At 62.9% G+C, this 18,946-nt stretch carries 12 protein-coding genes and 1 pseudogene; 9 read left to right on the top strand and 4 right to left on the bottom strand.

Annotation, left to right across the window (positions count from 1 at the left end):
- The first annotated feature begins 383 nt into the window (after window positions 1–383).
- Window positions 384–1,676: a patatin-like phospholipase family protein gene (locus OZ411_RS31580; protein ID WP_282531092.1), complete on the top strand. Its 1,293-nt coding sequence runs from the start codon at window positions 384–386 to the stop codon at window positions 1,674–1,676.
- Window positions 1,677–1,744: 68 nt separating this feature from the next.
- Here the strand turns inward: OZ411_RS31580 and OZ411_RS31575 are convergent, their stop codons facing one another.
- A complete protein-coding gene (locus OZ411_RS31575) occupies window positions 1,745–5,107 on the bottom strand; it encodes an adenylate/guanylate cyclase domain-containing protein (protein ID WP_282531091.1) in 3,363 nt (1,120 codons plus the stop codon).
- A gap of 167 nt (window positions 5,108–5,274) precedes the next feature.
- Window positions 5,275–5,361, bottom strand: a pseudogene (locus tag OZ411_RS31570) (N-formylglutamate amidohydrolase); the annotation flags it as partial.
- Between the two features lie 713 nt (window positions 5,362–6,074).
- Here OZ411_RS31570 and OZ411_RS31565 point away from each other — a divergent pair.
- From OZ411_RS31565 to OZ411_RS31555, 3 genes are all read left to right on the top strand, one after another.
- Window positions 6,075–7,175 carry a helix-turn-helix domain-containing protein gene (locus OZ411_RS31565; protein WP_282531090.1) on the top strand — a complete coding sequence of 367 codons (1,101 nt, stop codon included), beginning with the start codon at window positions 6,075–6,077 and terminating at the stop codon, window positions 7,173–7,175.
- A 92-nt stretch (window positions 7,176–7,267) separates the two neighbouring features.
- Entirely contained in the window at window positions 7,268–10,888 is a 3,621-nt protein-coding gene (locus tag OZ411_RS31560; protein ID WP_282531089.1) for an autotransporter domain-containing protein, read from the top strand.
- A 123-nt stretch (window positions 10,889–11,011) separates the two neighbouring features.
- Complete coding sequence (locus OZ411_RS31555) at window positions 11,012–11,368, top strand: MTH938/NDUFAF3 family protein (RefSeq protein WP_130581670.1); 357 nt, start codon at window positions 11,012–11,014, stop codon at window positions 11,366–11,368.
- Window positions 11,369–11,763: 395 nt separating this feature from the next.
- On the opposite strand, the gene OZ411_RS31550 is transcribed toward OZ411_RS31555, so the two are convergent.
- Complete coding sequence (locus OZ411_RS31550; RefSeq protein WP_282531088.1) at window positions 11,764–12,660, bottom strand: LysR family transcriptional regulator; 897 nt, start codon at window positions 12,658–12,660, stop codon at window positions 11,764–11,766.
- Between the two features lie 105 nt (window positions 12,661–12,765).
- Between OZ411_RS31550 and OZ411_RS31545 the strand changes: the two genes are divergently transcribed.
- The 4 genes from OZ411_RS31545 to blh all read left to right on the top strand — a co-directional run bounded on the left by OZ411_RS31545 (window position 12,766) and on the right by blh (window position 16,367).
- Window positions 12,766–13,554, top strand: coding sequence for an SDR family oxidoreductase (locus OZ411_RS31545; protein ID WP_282531087.1), 789 nt, complete (start codon window positions 12,766–12,768; stop codon window positions 13,552–13,554).
- A gap of 79 nt (window positions 13,555–13,633) precedes the next feature.
- Window positions 13,634–14,497, top strand: a complete 864-nt coding sequence (locus OZ411_RS31540; protein ID WP_282531086.1) for an alpha/beta hydrolase — start codon at window positions 13,634–13,636, stop codon at window positions 14,495–14,497.
- A 62-nt stretch (window positions 14,498–14,559) separates the two neighbouring features.
- Complete coding sequence (locus OZ411_RS31535; RefSeq protein ID WP_282531085.1) at window positions 14,560–14,964, top strand: hypothetical protein; 405 nt, start codon at window positions 14,560–14,562, stop codon at window positions 14,962–14,964.
- 77 nt (window positions 14,965–15,041) lie between these two features.
- Entirely contained in the window at window positions 15,042–16,367 is a 1,326-nt protein-coding gene (gene blh, locus OZ411_RS31530; protein WP_282531084.1) for a bifunctional sulfur transferase/dioxygenase Blh, read from the top strand.
- Window positions 16,368–16,804: 437 nt separating this feature from the next.
- Here the strand turns inward: blh and OZ411_RS31525 are convergent, their stop codons facing one another.
- Window positions 16,805–18,022, bottom strand: coding sequence for an MFS transporter (locus OZ411_RS31525; protein ID WP_282531111.1), 1,218 nt, complete (start codon window positions 18,020–18,022; stop codon window positions 16,805–16,807).
- Between the two features lie 155 nt (window positions 18,023–18,177).
- On the opposite strand from OZ411_RS31525, the gene OZ411_RS31520 reads away from it, so the two are divergent.
- On the top strand, window positions 18,178–18,795 hold the full coding sequence (locus tag OZ411_RS31520; RefSeq protein ID WP_282531083.1) for a LysR family transcriptional regulator: 618 nt from the start codon (window positions 18,178–18,180) through the stop codon (window positions 18,793–18,795).
- Window positions 18,796–18,946 lie beyond the last annotated feature (151 nt).

Here is an 18,946-nt window from a genome sequence, read left to right as displayed (position 1 = left end):
CTGGTCTACTTCTCAGAGCGAACATTTGGGAGAGGTCGGTCTGTTTCAGAAGGCCAACAGCGGAAGCCGCGATTGGACTACAGGGACTGCGTACTATCGTCAGCGATAAATATCTTGCGTGAACCGGTTCACAGATGGATGGGCCAGACCGCGATACGTTAACGCCGGCTCTTGTCCGACGGGCGCCAGTGCGATCAGCATGTTCGAGAAAGCGTCGAACATCGACGTCCACCGCTCCGTCGCACACACGTGTTTCGCAATTCTGGGTGTTTCGCAATTCTGGATCTATGAGCCTGTCCAAGAACGACTGATCTCGTCATCTCTACGCAATTCAGAAATTCGATCGGAGAATGAGCCACACGACAGATTAGATGGAGGAACCAATGGTGAAGAGAGCGATAGCGCTCGGCGGTGGCGGTCCGGCAGCAGGCCTGCACATTGGGGTTCTGGAAGCTCTTGCCGACGCAGATATAACCTTTGATGTGTGGGCATTGTCCTGCATCGGCGCTTGGGTTGGGATCGTCTACAATCAGTTTGATCACGTTGCAAATAAAGATAGGGCGGAAAAGACCTATCAGTTCTTCAAGAATGGCGTGTTTCGAGACGATGAAGGCTATAGGCGCTTTCCCATAAACACCGTGTTCGGTCCGGATTGGGAGAGCATTGGCAAGGCTGTGACCAACTTCGTCACAGATCCCAATACCTATAAGGATTTATGGAGCCCATCCAGCATCATGAATGCCTACAGGGAGTCCATGTCGCTCTGGTTCGCTCAACAGCCTGACACAGACGGCGGGAAGAAGTTTACGAACCTGGACAGGGGAGACGTAAACGGATGGATTCTCAATCAGGTGCTGGCACCTAATCCTTTCGTTCGTTATCTCACGTCCATGATGTATCTGTCCCACGTCACTGGCCTCTCCAGGATCAACTATCCGCACAGCCAGTTTATGAAGAGCATAAATTTCGAGGCGCTGAAAAAACCTGGAACGCCATGCATATTTCACAACGCCTGGAATCTTGACGCACATAAGCTTGCGTTGTTTTCCAACCGTCCAATGACCCAGAAAGCCGACGAGAAAGAGTACAAGGGGCCCATCAGCGCATCCAGCCTATGTGCGTGTTCAGCCCTTCCCTTCGTCGAAGAAACCGTACGGATCGACGGAGTTACATACTGCGAAGGAGCCCTGGTCGACACGGTCAACTTCGAGAGCTTGCTCGAGGAGCACCATAAGCCAGACGATCCGCTACACGAAATATGGGTGAGCAGGATCGTCGATGCCAAGCAAGTCCGCAAGCCGCAAAACCTTCACGATGCGCTGGCAAATCTCTGCCAATTGTTCGCTGCGACCGTTGGCGAAGATGACGTCAGGCTGTTCAAATACCATGTGCGGTACGACCCACCAAAACCCGGGGACAAGAAGTGGGAAGGCACCGTCGTCGAGATTCGGGTGCCGGGGCACATCAGTTTCAAATGGAATCACAGCAACCTGGATATGGGGCGAAAGCTGGGGAAGGCTGCTACGGAACAAGCAATCAAAGCATACAACAAACACAAAGGGCTTTCGGAGCATGCCGGGCCACATTTCATAAATGAGGATCCGAAGAAGAACGACCCGCAGGGATGGGGGGAGGTGCTAGATACGTATCATGATTGTCAGAAGCGAGCGGCTTAACGCCAAGGTAAAGTAGCTTTACGGCCGACCTTCTGAGCCAGGCCACGATATCGGTCGTCCAAGCGAAATTACCGCAGCCGGTCGAGTAATGCCTTTGCTTGCCTTAGATCCTGCGTATCAAGGCCCTCGGTGAACCAGGCGTAGATGGGCGCGAGCAGCTCGAGCGCTTTCTCGCGCCTGCCGCCCTGATCGATCCACAAGGCGGCAAGGTCTACGGCAACTCGAAGTTCAAGGGCCTTGGCGTGCTGGCTTCTTGCAATTGTCAATGCGTGATCGAGCATTGATTGCGCCTCGGTGCCGGCTTCCGGTACGCCATGGAAGAGCGACACGCGCGCTTTCAGTCGATACAGTTCGGCCTCAAATATCCGTTCGCTATTACGCCTGGTTGTAGCTAGGCCCTGTTCGATAAGCTCCAGCGTAGCTTCGCATTGTTGGCTCGATAGCAAGGCCGGACAGAGGAGCACGTAGAGTGCTGTGATGCCGAGCTGATAGCCCGCGCTGTGATGTTCCTTCATCGCAGTCCGGATTTCCGCGAGCGCGGCGGACGAAGGATCAAGAAAGGTGGCGCTTATCCCCCGGACGGCGCGCGCCAATCCTCGCCATTGCCGGAATCCGTGTTCCTCCGACAAGGCGAGACAGCGTTCGGCATAGCGGTGTGCAGTCAGGAACTCGCCCCGAAGAGCGTGGAGAATGGACGCATAATAACATCCATAGGCCTGCGAATGCGGATGACTGATGGCGTCGGCACGCCGAATGGCGGCATTCAGGCGTGCGAGTGCCGTATCTGCGCGGCCCAGCAGCCAGAGCGCCCATGACATCAGGGCAAGGTCGGCCACGCCCGCATCCTGGCCGGCGGCACGCGCCGCCAATCTGTCCTGCTCGCTGCTCGCCTCGAACGCTTCGAAGGCCCGTTCGATCACGTCGTGGGCGCCTGCAAGATGTCCCATGAAAAGACGAATCATCCCTTGCCCACGCATCGCGTTGAGCAATGTTGGTCGATCGCCGCGCGCCTCCGCGAGATCGAGCAGCGCCGAGATCATTTCCTCGGCGACCGGCAACTCACCACGCATGACGCTCGCGGTGGTCAACCAAAACATGATTTGTAGTTCCTCGGGGGGATCTCCGAGGCGCTGGCATAGCTCGCGCGCACGAGTGAAGGTCGCCACCGCATGTGGCGAGGCCGGCCCCTCGGTCGCGATTAGGCATGGTCCCAGCGCGAATTGGAAATCAAGCTCCCGTCTGTCCTTCTGTGCGCCGTCGGCCGAATGGGCCAAGATCTCGATGCCTTTCCGCAAGTGTGCGATGGCTTCGAGGTTGGCGGAGCGCATCGCCGCCTTCTTGCCTGACTGGAGCCAATATGCTCCTGCCTTTTCGAACAGTCCCGCCTCCGTCAGGTGGAGTGCGAGAGTCTCGGGTTGAGTCTCCACAATTTCCGGGAACCGTTGCTCGAAGACGTCTGCGATGGTGGCATGCAGCGCTGCGCGTCGGCTCTTCAGAAGTCCGGCTTCGGCAGCGTCCCGCACGAGCGCATGCTTGAAGGTGTAGACCGCGCGAGGTATCTCGCCCCGGCAGAATATCAGCTCCGCCCGAACCAACTGGGCAAGCGCCTCCTCAAGCCTCTGCCTCGGCAACCCGGTAACGGCCCTCAGCAGTTCGTAAGAGAACTCGCGCCCCACAACTGCGCCGATCTGAGCCACGTCCTTTACCGGGGCCAATCGGTCTAGTCTGGCCATCAGGGATGCGTTCAATGTCGTTGGAATCGCCATCGAGGGTAGCGGACGGCTGAGCATGTAATGGTCGTCCCGCTCCTGCAGCAGCCCGGTTTCGAGCACGGCCTTGGTCAGTTCCTCGACGAACAGGGGCACGCCATCGGTACGGGAGAGGATTTGGTCCATGACCTCCTCCGGGAGCGTCTTGCCGGCTGTGATGCGCTTGACCAATGCCGCCCCGCTGCGCCGGCTCAGCCGTGTGAGCGGGACCGTCGTCACATGTGCATGACCAGGCCAGGGCGGCGTGAACTCTGGTCTGGCGGTGATCAGCAGCAGCACGCGAAGTCGCGGCATCCTTTCCAGTGTAACCGCGAGCAGCTCCAGCGAAGTCGGGTCCGCCCAATGGGCATCCTCAAAGATGACAAACACTGGCTGCCGCGCCGCCAATGCGTCGAGCTGAGCCAGGAACGCCGCCAGCGTCATCTCCTTGCGCTTCTGCGGACTCAGCTCGGGCAGGCGGTAGCGCTCGCTGAGCGGCAGCGACAGAAGGTTGGCCAGAGCCGGCACCACACGGTCTGCTTCAGCGCCAGACCGCAAGAGCAGAGCTTCAAGCTTGGCAAACTTCTCCGTCGGCGTCTCGCCTCGCTCGAACCGGGCAGCACGTTCGAGATTGGCGATGAATGGATACAGCGCACTGTTGGTGTGGTGCGCCGAGCAGAAATGGCGTACCGTAATGTGTGGTTCGGTCCGGAGTCGCTCTTGAAGCGCCAGCGCAATGTGCGACTTACCGATGCCTGGCTCTCCAGTTAGAACCACCACGCAGCCTTCGCCTGACGCGGCATGCTGCCAGCGCCGCAACAGCAGCTCGATCTCCTCGTCACGCCCGATCAGCGGTGTTAATCGAGTCTTGCGCTGCGCCTCGAAGCGGCTTTCCACTCGGCTTATCCCGAGCACCTGCCAGGCAGGTACTGGCTCCGCCCATCCCTTGAGCGCGATCGAGCCGAGGTCGCGGTATTCGAAATATCCGGCGGTGAGCTGGTGCGTACTCTCGGAAATCAGCACCATACCGGGTTCGGCGAACTGCTGCAGGCGAGCAGCCAGGTTCGGTGTCTCACCAATGACCGCCTGCTCCCTGGCGGCACCTTCACCGGTCAGGTCGCCCACGACGACCATGCCGGTGGCGATACCAATGCGGACCTGTAGCTTGGTGCCGATGTCCGTCTGGAGGTTGGCCACGGCATCGACCAGTGCCAGCCCCGCGCGTGTCGCCTGCTCGGCATCGTCCTCGTGCGCCTGGGGATAGCCGAAATAGGCAAGCACGCCATCCCCCATGTATCGCGCGATGACGCCCTCATTCCGGGAGATAACCTCCGCGATGCAGTCGTGATAGGCGCTGATGACCGAGCGCAAGTCTTCCGGATCTAGTCGCGCCGAAAGTGCCGACGAATCCACCAGATCGCAAAACATGACCGTGAGTTGGCGCCGCTCGGCGCTGTCCCGCGGCGCTGGTTTGGCGCCCGTTCGGGCCGATACAGGGATTTCACTCTTGAGTTCTGCAATCGCGCGCAGAATCTTGCGCCGGTGCCCAAGCAGGACGCCGAGATCCTTGAGGTCCTGCTCCGTGAGATCGCCGACGACCGAGAGGTCGATGGCGTTCTCGGCGAAACGCTGGGCGTACTCTCCCAAGCCGATCGATGCTAGCCACTCTGCAATACCCGTCATGGTATACCTATGGCCTCTGCGATCAGAATAGCACATTGGAGAGGCCTGCGAAGGCGCATCTGTCGACGGAAGCCCCGATCGCCGGACTTCTCACGCAATTTAACACAGTGGACCGGGCGAAGGGTGGACGCTGCAAAGCGATGTCTGTTAGGGCGAGAGGCGGGATCGAGGTCGCCCTCGCTGCGCAAACGCTTCAGGAGGCGCGGCGGCAGCACGGTGTCGCGGTGATAGAGCGTGCCGATAGGCCAGGGACGCGGTCAAAAGATTCACGCTATATCCGTTCTGCGTCACATGGGCAGGCAGGCTTCCCCGACACTTGTCGACGCACGTATAGATGCCGGTCAGTCAATCGATTGAGCCGATGCACCGGGAGCCGCGAGCGCGGCCAGCATGCCGATGACCAATGATAGACGTTTCATGGGACTCTCCCTTCCTTCGAATGGTTGGGCTGGCTTGGAAGGGGCCGTCATTTTCGCGCCTTGAGCCTTTCCTGCTCTCTGAGTTGGTCCCCCTCAAACGCGGACGATTCGTGTGTGTTTGATTTCTTGGCCGCGGGCGCCCTTGGAAGAACGCCTCCACATTGAAAGGTCGGGCCGACGACTGCCCTTCATGTGCTTTGATGGTTTCCTGTTTGGAAATTGCTCGAAGCGCCCCGCACGCGCTATGCACTTTCGGCAGGTTGCCACCAGTACCGTCGGCTTGCGTCGCCGAAATCGAACGTGCCCACAAGACAGCCGAGGCCCTCCGCAACGCAATGATCGGACAGTGGTGATGCGTCTCGCTCAGGGAATGCGACGCGGACCTCACGCCGTGACCCGATCTGCCATCGCATGCCGCTTCGTTGCGCACAGGGCGTCTAGCCCCACGGAGCCGAAGGTGCGCAAAGGAAATGGAAGCTGGCGGATTAGGCCTCTGGCGCCGATCGCTCCGCAGATTTAGAACGGACGACACCATGTAGAGATTTGAGATGAGGAACAGGGACGTGCCACGGGGCGCCGCTGAAGCGCGGCCAAACGGGATCATCATTTCCGCTTCACGCCTCGATCGTTCGGCCCTCGGCTTTTCCGCCATGCGCGATCTGACGGCAGAGCTGACGGACCTCTTTCTGCTAGGCGCGGCGGGGGAGTTCGGCAACGTCACAGCAACGGCCCACCTTGGTCAGGCTCTTCTGGTCGATGGGCGCGTCAGCTCTCTCTTGTATGACCGGACGCCAGGACATGTGAGGCGCGGCAGCGCCGATCATTACCAACTGCAATTCCATCTCCAAGGCCAGACCCACGCGGAAACGGAAAGGCGCGGCTTCACCGTCCGTCCGGGAGACGTCGGCCTCATCGACATGACGCATGTCGGCCGCTACTGGACGACGGCTCCCGTGAATGGCGGCTTCGCTCACTCGCTGGTCTTCATCGTGCCGCGATGCCTTTTGGCGCCCATGTTGAGCGAGCCCGACGCGGCCGGCGGAACCATCCTCCCGGCGGGCTCGCCGCAGGCCAGGCTTGTCGGCGGGCTTTTGCTCTCGCTCTGGCGACGGGCCCGGTTCATGACGCTCGAAGAGGGCGCGGCCGAGGTTCGAGCCGCAATGCCGCTCATAGCGCAGGCATTCGGCGCCCGCGCCGAGTTCGCGGACGAAACGCCGCATCCGCGCAACGCGAAGATCCTGCAGGAGGTGCTCTCGCATGTGGAGCGTCATATCGATGATGGCGCTCTCGATGTCGCCACGATCTGTGCGCGGTTCAACGTTTCGCGCTCGGCCCTCTATCGCGCGCTCGAGGCTGAGGGCGGGCTGGTCAGGCTCATCCAGCGGCGGCGGCTGCTGCATGCCTTTTCGCTGCTCTCCTCGCCGGGTCTGCGCCAGCGCCGCATCATCGATGTGGCCGTCGAATGCGGCTTCTCCAGCGATGCCGCCTTCGTGCGCGCCTTCCAACGCAGCTTTGGCCTGACACCCGGCGACGTGCGCGATGCGGCCGACCCTGCGAGGCGCCATTTTGCGAGCCTCGACCTCAGTTGGGCCGGCATGCGGAGGACGGAACTGCTGGGGTGGATCTCCCAACTGGGTCACTGTGAGTGAAGCGCCCAGGCGTTGGGACGCTCGATCAATGATGCCGCCTTCCTTGCCGCTAGAAAGGATTCTCTGCGTCGATCGACACAAGGGAATTGGTGATGAGTGCGTTTGGGCTGGGCAGGGTTGGGGTCGGTAGCTTCCGCGCGCGCGTGTTACAGCGATCAGCCCTGTCCTGCGGTGTGGCATTACCTTTTCTGGTCGTCCTTGGAGGTCCCGTTTCGGCGGATGACTTCGTCGGAGCGCCAGGCACGCCGGGTGGCGGAGCCGGTGGGACGCCAACCGTCATCATAGATAGCGCCGGCATTATCAGCGGGACCAATAGCTATGCCGGGGGCGCCGGCGGCGCGGGCTCGGGCGGTTCGACGGGATTCCCCGTCGGAGGCGCTGGCGGTGCCGGCGGGATGGGCGGGACGGGAGGCATTCTCTCGGAGGCGATCCCCTCCAGCATCACCAATCAGGCCGTGATGAATGGCGGCGCCGGCGGTGCCGGCGGGATGGGAGGCACGGGTGCCCTTCCGGGTGCGGGCGGCAATGGTGGGGGTGGCGGCGTCGGCATGCGGCTCGACACCGGAATTACCCTCACCAACGGCATGTCTGTCACCGGTGGCGCCGGCGGCGCGGGCGGAGGCGGAGTGAACGGCGCCGCAACAGGATCAAAGGCCGGGAACGGCGGTGCCGGCGGCAACGGCATCGTGGTCGATGCCAACAATATGCTGCTCAACTCGAGCACCATTACGGGAGGCGAGGGCGGAGCCGGAGCCATAGGCGGCAATTCAGGCATATCGCGGGGCGCCAACGGGGGGAACGGCGGCGCCGGCGGCGCGGGCGTCACGCTGGGAGCGCCGGAAGGCGCGGCAAATGCGACGCTCATGAATGCCGGCCGGATTGTCGGCGGAGCGGGTGGCAATGGCGGCAATACGGGCGCGGATGGCGGCACCTCGCCGGGAGGTGGCTTTGGTGGAGCGGGCGGGGCTGGGGGAACTGGCGTTCTCATGGCCGGAGGCAACAGCCTCTCCAATTCCGGCTCCATCGAAGGGGGAGCCGGAGGACAGGGCGGCCTGGGCACCACACTCAATGGCGCGACGCTGCCTCAGGGCGACGGCATCCGGGTGAACGGGAGCGGCACCTCGATCACCAACGGTGTCGGCGGCCTCATCCGCGGTGGAGCCGGCATAAACGCCAACATCGGTACCGGCACCATCGCCATCGAGAACCATGGCACCATAGAGGGGACGGGTCCCCTCGGCATGGCGATAACCCAGCAAGGCAACGGCACATCCGCTCTCATCAATACCGGCACCATCAATGGAAATGTGGAACTGAGCGGCTACGACGTCACGCTGAAGATCAGCACGACCTCCATCATCAACGGCACGGTGTCTGCCGGCCTCCTGTCCGGTCCCGGTCCCAAGACGCTGGAATTGTTGGGCGCGGGCACCGGCCAATACGACGGCAGTTATGTGGGCTTCAATGCGCTCGTGGTGGATGGCGGAACCTGGATCGTCTCCGGCAACAACGCCTTCAACAGCGCCACCGTGAGAGGTGGCACGCTCTCCGTCGCCGCCAGCGAGAGCATCGGCAGTGCCGCCGCGAGGCTCACCCTCGATGGCGGTGCGCTGGAGAACACTCAGGCATTTTCCATGAGCCGCAACGTGACCCTCGGCAGCGGTGGCGGCACATTCCTCACAGATGCGCAGCTCACCCTCACAGGCATCGTCGACGGTGGCGGCACACTGGTAAAGAACGGCAGCGGAACGCTGGTGCTCAGCGGTCCGAATACTTATTCGGGTGGCACCCTTATCGAAGCGGGCAGCGTATCAGTCTCTGCCAACGAAAGTCTTGGCGCCCCATCGGGCGGGATAACGCTGAATGGCGGCACGCTGCAGGTGACGGGAACGGCATTCACCTCCACGAACCGCGCCATCAATCTGGGCGCCAATGGCGGCGGCTTCGATATTGCGGATACAGCGAATACCTTCACCATCGCCCAGGTGCTTTCGGGCACCGGCAGCCTCACGAAGTTAGGCGCCGGCACGCTCGTCCTCGCGGGCGCGAACAGCTATTCCGGCGGCACCACGGTGTCCTCCGGCACGCTGGTTCTGGGCAGCTCGACGGCGGCGGGAACCGGAGCTGTCAACGTGCTCTCCGGCGGCCTGCTGAAGGGCAGCGGCACCATCGGCGCTCTGTCGGTGGGCAGCGGTGGCATGGTGGCGCCGGGCAACCCGCCCGGCACCCTCACGGTGAACGGCGCCGTGAGCTTTAATGCCGGCTCCATCTATCAGGTGGATGTGACGCCCCAGGGCCAGCACGACCTCATCACCTCGACCGGGGCGGTGAGCATCGACACTGGCGCCGGCGTTCAGGTGCTCGCCGTGCCTGGCGTCTATGGCCCCAACACCACCTATGCCATCCTCACCACCTCCAGGGCAGTGAGCGGCACCTTCGGCTCGGTGTCCTCCGACTTCGCCTTCCTCACCCCGACCCTCAGTTACGACGCCCGGAACGTCTATCTGACGCTGGTCTATGACGACGGAAGCAATGGTGGGGGTGGTGGCGGCGGTGGCGGCTCCAGCCCGCGCTTCGCTTCCTATGCGACCACGGCCAACGAGTTTGCCGTGGCCAATGCCGCCCAGGCTCTGGGGATCGGCAACACGCTGTTCAACGCTATCGTCACCTTGCCGGTCTCCGGCGTGCCCGGCGTGTTCAATGCGCTTTCCGGCGAGGTCTATCCGTCGGCCATGTCCGTTCTCCAGGACGAGAGCCTGATCCTGCGCCGGGCGGTGCTGGACCGGGCTCGGCTGCCGGTGGCGGCGCCCGCCGCCGCGCCGCTCGCTTATGCCACCAAAGCCCGATCCGGCACCGACGTCATCGAGCTGCCGGGCACGCCCAACGCCTTCTGGGCCCAGGGCTTCGGCACCTGGGGCCGGATCGACGGCAACGGCAATGCCGCCACCATCTCCGGCGATGTCTCCGGCATCATCGTCGGCTATGACCGCACCTTCTCCGGCGGGACAGGCGACTGGCGCCTCGGCTTCGCCGCCGGCTACTCGTCGTCCAACTACCACGTGGATGCGCGCTCCTCGTCCTTCTCCAGCGACAATGCCCATGTGGCGGTCTATGGCGGAACGAGCTTCGGGGCCTTGGGGGTGCGGTTCGGCGGGGCCTATAGCTGGGCGGACATCAGCGCGGACCGCAGCGTGGTCTTCCCCGGCTTCTATAATGCGCTTTCCGCCGACACCTCGGCCCGCACGGGCCAGGTGTTCGGCGAGGTGGGCTATGGGCTCTCCTCCGCCAGCGTGAGCCTCGAGCCGTTCGCAGGGCTGGCCTACGTCAACGTGGATCTCAGCGGCCTCACCGAGATCGGCGGCTCCTCCGCGCTGACCGGCTACGGCGGCAGCGAGGGCGTGACCTATTCCACCCTGGGTGCCCGCATCAGCGTGCCCTTCCTCCTCGGCCCCATCCCCACGGCCTTCAAGGGCAGGCTCGCCTGGCAGCACGCCTTCGGCGATATCACGCCGCAGGCGCTATTCGCCTTCGGCCCCGGCACGACGCCCTTCGCCATCTCCGGGGTGCCCATCGCCAGCGATGCGGCGCTTATCGAGGCGGGCCTCGACATGGCGTTTAGCGCCAACACCTCGCTCTCGATCTTCTATGCCGGCCAGCTTGCCGAGACCGACACCAACAACATGGTCAAGGGACGCTTCACGCTGAGGTTCTGAGAGACCGATCTGGGACGCGCGTGCGACATCGCAAGTACCTACGCACGGCTTGATACAATCAGGTAGAATAAGGCTCGTCTGCCGGGTCGGGGCCTCGTGTCGAGATCATGAGGAGGTCAGTCCATGAAGATCGAACGCACTACATTCGGCACCATCACGATTGACGGAGAGACCTATGAACACGACGTGATCATTCGTCTGTCCGGCGAAGTGGCAAGGCGGAAGAAGAAGCTGTCGAAGAAGTACTACGGCACCTCGCATGTCCTCTCGAAGGACGAAGCGAAGTTCGTCTTCGAGAAGGGATGTGAGCAGCTCATTCTGGGCTCGGGCCAGTTCGGCAATGTGCATCTATCGCCGGAAGCTGACGCGTATTTTGCGAGAAAGGGCTGCACGGTCCTGCTGCAGCCGACGCCCAAGGCGATTCACACGTTCAACAGCTCGCATGCGAAGAAGATCGGCCTTTTTCACGTGACCTGCTGAATCGGGCCAGGCCGCGACCGCGCTGGGGATGAGCAAAAGTCCGAGAGCGGCATCGATTCACCCTCGTACGTGCCGATCGGCGGCGGAAACGACCATCGCCTGGGTCCGCAGGTCCTGACCAATGTCCGCACTGACGTGAGCAGAGCCGGCCCCGAGAGGAGGCTTTGGGTCAAAGTGCGACTTGGCGTGGAGGGCGACTCCTGGCGCAAAGTGGACATTCGGTCGGACCCGCGAGTCTGAGAAGGGCCAATAACGGAAGTGGTGCGCAAAGCAGAAGGCCGCCTGAAGGCTCTCGAAGTCGAACTGAAGAAGTCAACGGACTTCGCACCGCTTCGAAAGCGGGCACCACGAGCATATTCCATGGATAGACGTGCTGGGGGCAGAGCTTATGAAATTTACAACGCCAGTAGTGTCTCCAGGCGCGGCACGCTGAAATCGATGAAGGCGCGCACCTTCAGCGGCACCAGCTCGTCATGGCGATGGATGATCTGTACCGGCGCCTCCGGCGGCGCGAACTCAGCCAGCACCTCTCGCAGGAGGCCTGAGCGGATGGCGGGGCGGACATGGTAGGAGAGGACGCGGATCAGCCCTATTCCCGCAATGCCGGCATCAATCGCCGATTCGATTGTATCGAACATAATGCGGGAGCGGATCGGCACTGAGGCGGTGCCTTCTGACGTCGGGAACAACCAGCTTCCCGGCGGATCAAGACCATGGAAGCTCACGCAGTCATGCGTATTGATATCGGCGAGCGTGAGGGGCTCGCCGCGCCGCGCAAGATAGTGGGGGCTTGCGCAGACGACACGCTGAACGGTGCAGACGCGCCGGGCGCGCCAGCGGCTGTCCGATAGTGGGCCGACGCGGACCGCGACGTCGATGCCTTCGTCCTGCAGATCGAGATTGCGGTCGTGGAACCGGCAGTTCAGCCGGACATCGACGAACTGCGTCATGAACTCGGCGATGATAGGCACGAGATGCATCCGCCCGAACACGAGGGGCGCCGTCACCGTTAGTTCGCCGCGGGGGCTTTGGTACTCGCCCGCCGCGTTACGCTCCGCCTCACTGATCTGCTCCAGCACCTTGCGGCAGGCCACGACATAGGGTGCACCGGCATCTGTCAGCTTCACCTTTCGCGTCGTGCGCTGCAGCAGCTTGGTGCGCAGATGCGCCTCCAGCTCCGCAACGCGCCTGCTCACGGTTGTCACCGGCACCCGCATCTTGCGAGATGCGCCCGAGAAACTCCCAGTCTCCACCACCGCGAGCAGGGTCGACATCGCATCCAACCGATCCATGATTGTGCCAATCTACAGGAAAATGATTGCCAATCTTAGATGATTATCGCGCCCGATAGGAGGGTCTATCTTCCTTTTCATCGAAACACCGAAAGGAAGCCGAAGATGAATACCTCCACCCGCAAAGCCGCCCTGATCACTGGAGCATCCGGCGGCATCGGCGCCGTCTATGCCGATCGGTTGGGCCGCCGCGGCTACGACCTGATCCTGGTGGCCCGAGATGCCGGCCGGCTGACCGCAGTAGCCGAATCCACCACCCGCCATGGTGTTGCCGTGGAGACGATCCGCGCGGATTTGACCAAGGTGGCCGATCTCCGACGCGTAGAAGAGCGACTGCGCACAGACAGCGCCATCTCCATGCTGGTCAACAATGCCGGCATTGGCGCCGCCCCGGGCCTCGCAGATGCCGATATTGATGCGCTGGACCGCATGATCCACGTGAACGTGGCGGCGCCGACCCGACTGGCCGCCGCCGCTGCCAGCGCCTTTTCAGCCGCCGGGCGAGGCACCATCGTCAATATATCCTCGGCGCTCGCCCTAGCGCCGGAGCTTTTCAGCGGCGCCTATAGCGGCACTAAGGCCTATATCCTGAACCTCACGATCTCGCTCCGCCAAGAAATGGCGCCCCGAGGCGTGCAGGTCCAGGCCGTGCTTCCGGGCGCCACCCGCACCGCCTTCTGGGGTCCCGCCGGCGAGTCCCTGCCGGCCAAAATGGTGATGGAAGCCGAAGAGCTGGTGGACGCTGCGCTCGCCGGCCTCGACATGGGCGAAGATGTCACCATCCCCTCGCTGCCGGACCGCGCCGATTGGGACAGCTTCGATGCCGCCCGCAGCCGCCTTGGCCCCAACCTCTCCCGCCAGCATGCAGCGGCTCGCTACGGCCAGGCAGCGTAATCCGGACCTCTCGCACAAAAGAAATGAACCGCGCGGTGGAGGCTGGACGGCCTTCCGCGCCAGACAATGGAGACAGCAAATGACCACTTTCACCCAACGCCGCGTGCCCACCGCTGGCGGGAACATCTATGTGCGGGACTATGCCGGTAACGGCCCTGCCTTCGTGATGCTGCACGGCTTCCCGGATAACGGGCACATCTACGACGATCTCATCCCGCACCTCGTCGCCGGCGGCCGCCGGGCCATCACCGTGGACTTCCTCGGCTTCGGCGCCTCCGACAAGCCGGAGGGTGCACAGTACAGTTTCGCCCAGCAGCGCGGCGACGTCGAAGCGGTGCTCGATGCCCTGCAGCTCGACCGCGTTGTGCTGGTCGGCCATGACGCCGGCGGGCCGGCCGCCCTCAACCTAGCGCTCCTACATCCCGAGCGCGTCGCATCCGTCGTGCTGATGAACGTCTTCTACGGCGAGGCGCCTGGCCTTCTCGTGCCGGAGTTAATCGAAATTTTCTCGCACAAACCGCTGCAAGCGCTGGCGCACCATTTCCTGGCGAGCCCGCAGCAATTCGCCTGGCTGATCGAGTTCCAGCGCCAGTTGCTGCTGGGCGATGCGGCGGCGGCAGGCCAGACGCGCTACCAGGAATTGCTTGGGCCGCTGATCGACGCCAACTTCCGCCAGCAGCCGAGCGCTGCCGTCGCATTCGCGCAGATGACCAGCCAGCTGAAGGACGAGGTTGCTGCAAATACCGGGCGTATCGTGGCGCTGCGCCGCGCGGAGGTGCCCGTGCAGCTCATCTGGGGCCGCAACGACCCCTACCTGCATCTCTCGACAGCGGCGTTCCTCCAGGCTCAGCTCCGAAAAGCCTCGCTCCATGCGCTAGACGCCGGGCACTGGCCGCAGATCGACGCCGCCGAGGAAGCCGCCCGCATCATGCTCAATGCCTGATTACAAGCGACGCCCGGTCCCTGGTGGCCGGGCGTGCGCTCCCTGATCGCAGGAGACTCACCATGAAACGAACGCTGTGGGCCGCACTTGCGGCCGGACTGGCCTGGACAGCCGCCACCATGCCTGGCCAAGCGCAGACTCAGCAATACGCCGCGCCGACCACCCGCATCCTGGCGATCGGCACGATCACCCCGGGCACCAGCCTTGCCTCCGTTCGCGCCATTCTGCCTACCGAGGTCCGCGAGACTGTGAAGCTCTATCTGGCCGGCAAGATCGAACAGTGGTTCTCGCTCGCCGACCGGAACGGCGTTGTCTTCCTCCTCAACGCGAAGGACCCCAAGGAAGCCCATGCGATGCTGGAAGCCCTGCCGCTAGGGCAGGCGCACCTCATGCAGTTCGAACTCCTGCCGCTCGCCCCCCTCGCACCTCTACGGCAGCTCCCTGGCGTCACAGACGGCTCTCCATGACCGGGGCATTTTGCCTGACGCTCGAAGACTTATAGCAGCGGCCGAATGATGCTCGGCCGTACCCTCAGGAGGGTGAAATGACCGACGCCGTAACACCGGTTGCGTCCGCAACGCAGATTTCCGACAAGCTCTTCATTGCTCCCCAGCCGGAGCTCGGCGCCTTCCCCGATCTTGCCGCGGCCGGTTTCAAGGGCGTCATCAGCAACCGGCCGGGCGGCGAACACCCGGACCAGCCGAGCCCCGCGGCTGAGCAACAGGCAGCCGAGGCGGGAGGCATGGCCTTCCATTTCATACCCGTGACTGCAACGACGATCACCGAAGCCGATGTGCGGTCCTTCCAGAAGGCGGTGTCCGAGAGCACCGGCCCCGTCTTCGCGCATTGCAGAAGCGGTATCCGCTCCGCGAACCTGCATGCCATCGGCGAGGTGCTGGATGGGCGCCTGGCCCGCGAGAATCTGCCCGCACTCGGCGGGCAATGGGGCGTCGATCTTTCGGTTGCCGCCCAATGGCTAGCACGCGAGGCTGAGCGGCGGACGCGCGTAAAGGGCTTCTTCGACCCGCGCACTTTCAGCGTGCAATATGTCGTGTCGGATCCTGCGACCGGACAATGCGCGATCATCGATCCCGTCCTGGATTTCGATGAAAAATCGGGCTCTGTCGCCACGGTGAACGCCGATGCCATCCTGCGCTACGTGGCGGAGGAGAAACTGACCGTACAGTGGATTCTCGATACCCATCCGCATGCCGACCACTTCTCCGCCGCTCACTATCTGCATGAGAAGACCGGCGCGCCGACCGCGATCGGCGCACATGTGGTCGATGTCCAGCTTCTGTGGCAGTCCATCTACAACTGGCCCGAGCTTAAGACCGACGGCTCGCAGTGGGATCATCTTTTCGAGAACGGCGAGCGCTTCACTATCGGCTCGCTCGACGCGCGCGTTCTCTTTTCACCAGGCCACACGCTGGCGTCGATCACCTACGTGATTGGCGACGCCGCCTTCGTGCATGACACGATCTTCATGCCCGACTCCGGCACGGCACGCGCCGATTTCCCGGGCGGCAATGCGGAGCAGCTCTGGGATTCGCTGCAGGCCATCCTTGCCCTCCCGGAGGAAACGCGCATCTTTACCGGTCATGATTATCAGCCCGATGGTCGTGCGCCCCGCTGGGAAAGTACGGTCGCAGAGCAGAAGACGCGAAATGCCCACCTCGCGGGAGTGGGTAAGTCAAAGTTCGTCGCTCTCCGTAAAGCACGGGACGAGAGCTTGCCGATGCCGAAGCTCATCCTCTCCGCCCTACAGGTCAACATCCGTGGGGGCCGACTTCCGGAACCCGAGAGCAACGGTCACCGCTATCTCAAGATTCCGATGGGTGCTTTGGGCGAGGTGGAGTGGGGGCAGTGATCGCAGGATTTATGGATTGCTTGACGAAAGGCAGAACGTACGCGGCCGAATCGTGAAGGTCGGCTCGGGGTCATAATGCGACCCGGCGGGGAGAGCAGCTCTTGGCGCAAAGCGGACATTCGGTCGGACCCGCGAGTCTGACAAGGGCCACGTCCGGACATTGGGGCGCGCCTACGCCCCTTCCGCATCCCCGCCATAAACGAGGCAGAGCGTACCTTGGGTCGAGAGGGCGGATGGATGCGGCAATGGAGATGAGCCAACACAAGGGAGAAGCCAGTGACCAGATCAAATGCGATGATTATTCGCAAAGCCTACGAGGACTTCGCACAGGGAAACGTCCCTGCGGTCTTTGCAGCCTTCGATCCGAGCATTTGCGCCTCTGAACGCAAGCGTTCTTGATCGTGTATTCACCGCGCGGGCTAGGTCGCAAGTACAGTCTAGGTCGCGGCGCAAGCGACGACAGCACACTGACGCTTGCGGTGTAGCAGCCAGACTGCGATCGCCATATTCACGATGTTCCAGGCGATGCCATTGAGCAGCGCCGCTGCGTAGGAACCGGTCCAGTCGTAGATCGCGCCGGCCATCCAGCCCCCCAGCGCCATGCCGGCGAGAGTGACCGAGATGGCGAGGCTGACGCGAAAGCCGGCCTCCTGCGCCGGGAACAGCTCACGGATGATCACCGCATAACTCGGCACGATGCCACCCTGCGCCAGGCCGAAAACAGCGGAAATGACGTAGAGTGAGACCAGCCCGTTGAACGGCAGATAAAGCGCGAGTGCAATGGCCTGCATCGCCGAGCCCAGCAGCAAGGTCGGCAGGCCGCCGATGGGGTTCAACACCCAGCCGAGGATCAGACGGCTCGCCACACCAAAGCCGAGCATGACCGCCAGCATCTCGGCTCCGCGCGCAGGGCCGTATCCCAGATCGCCGCAGTAGGCGACCAGGTGGACTTGCGGCATCGACATGGCGACGCAGCAGCACAGGCCTGCGAAGGCCAGCAGACCTTGGGTGACACTCGGAGCCAGGCCGATGGCTTGGTTGGTATTGCCGGTGCTCGCCGCTTCGAGCGCAGCCTTGTGGGATGTCGGCCGCCGCCGCAGAACCAGCGCGAGCGGCAGCATCGTTGCCAGGCAGAATATGCCGATGCCGACATGGGTCTGCCGCCAACCGACCGCAGCGATGGAATGTTGGACGATTGGTGGCCAGACCACTCCGGCAAGAGAGCTGCCAGCAGTAGCCAAGGAAATGGCGAGGCCGCGGTGCCGATCGAACCACAGCGAGGCGTCGGCCACCAGGGGCGCGAAGCTCGCTGCGCCGCCGAGTCCGATCGTGACGCCGGAGATAACCGCGATGACAGACAGGTTCGGAGCGGAGGCAGTGAGGACGTAGCCGAGGCTCATCAGGATCGTGCCCCCGACCAGGGGTGGCAAGATGCCGAATCGATCTGCCAATCGGCCGACAATGATGCCGCCGATCATGAAACCGATGGTGGTGAGTGTGTAGGGCAGAGTCGCGTCGGCGCGAGGCACGTTGAAATCAGCCTGCACGGCTGGCAACGCCACGATCAGAGACCACATGCCGACGCAGCCCAGTGTACTGAGGGTGATGGAGACGACGAGGCGAATCCAGGAATACGAAGTCTCGATCGACGGCATTTCAGGCGGCACTGCGGCAGGTTTCCTCGGGCTTTGCGTGTAGGTCAGCCATGGGGTATCGCCCGCCTTCACCGGCGACAAAGCAGGATTTCTCTTTTGTAGAGCGAGCGAAACTCATGCATCCTCCCGCCCCACCGCATCGCTCGGAGCCGGCCATGACGTATCTGCTGCCGCCACTCAATGCCCTGCGCGCCTTTGAGGCCGCCGCCCGGCATCTCAGCTTCAAGCAGGCCGCCCACGAGCTGCACGTCACTGCCGGTGCCGTCAGCCAGCAAGTCCGCCTACTGGAGGAGCGGCTGGGGGTGCAGCTGTTCGAGCGGCGGACGCGGCAGGTAATCCTGACTTCTCCCGGCGAAGCCTATCTCATGGGAGTACGCCAGGCGTTTCGGTGCCTCGCCGACGCCACTGCCGAACTCAGGCCTGAGGGCGTCACTAGTCTGTTGCATATTGGGGTATATGCGAGCTTCGTCGTCGATGGGTTGCGGACGCGCCTGGCGCAGTTCCGCGTGGCCCAGCCACAGGTAGCCATTCGCCTCAGCCAGCCGGCGGGTCTGCACGAGCTGCTCGAGGGCAAGGTCGATGTAGTGATCGCGCAAAGGTTGCAGCGCTATCCGGGTTACAGGTGCGAGCCTCTGGAAAGCGGCTTCCTGATCGGCCCGCTTGGCACCTCGGATTGTCCGGAGATCGAAACCCTGCGGTCCTGCCTGCATGGCCCCGTCGAGCTTGAGCCCGCTACCACAATCAAGGCGCCACTTCTGCCCTTTGCCAGGTGATGTCCGGTTCTGGACCCTTAGACGCCTCTGTGATGAAGAAGGCCGCCAGCTAAGGCGGCCTTCAATCTTGGACGCCGATTGCTAGAGCATGATCCGGAAAAGTGTGAAGCGGTTTTCCGAAAAGATCATGCTCAAACAATAACCTAAAGCG

This window comes from Bradyrhizobium sp. Arg237L, from assembly GCF_029990105.1.
Taxonomy (GTDB): Bacteria; Pseudomonadota; Alphaproteobacteria; order Rhizobiales; family Xanthobacteraceae; genus Bradyrhizobium.
Note: the sequence above shows the minus strand (reverse complement) of the source record. Positions and strands in the feature narration are given on the sequence as shown.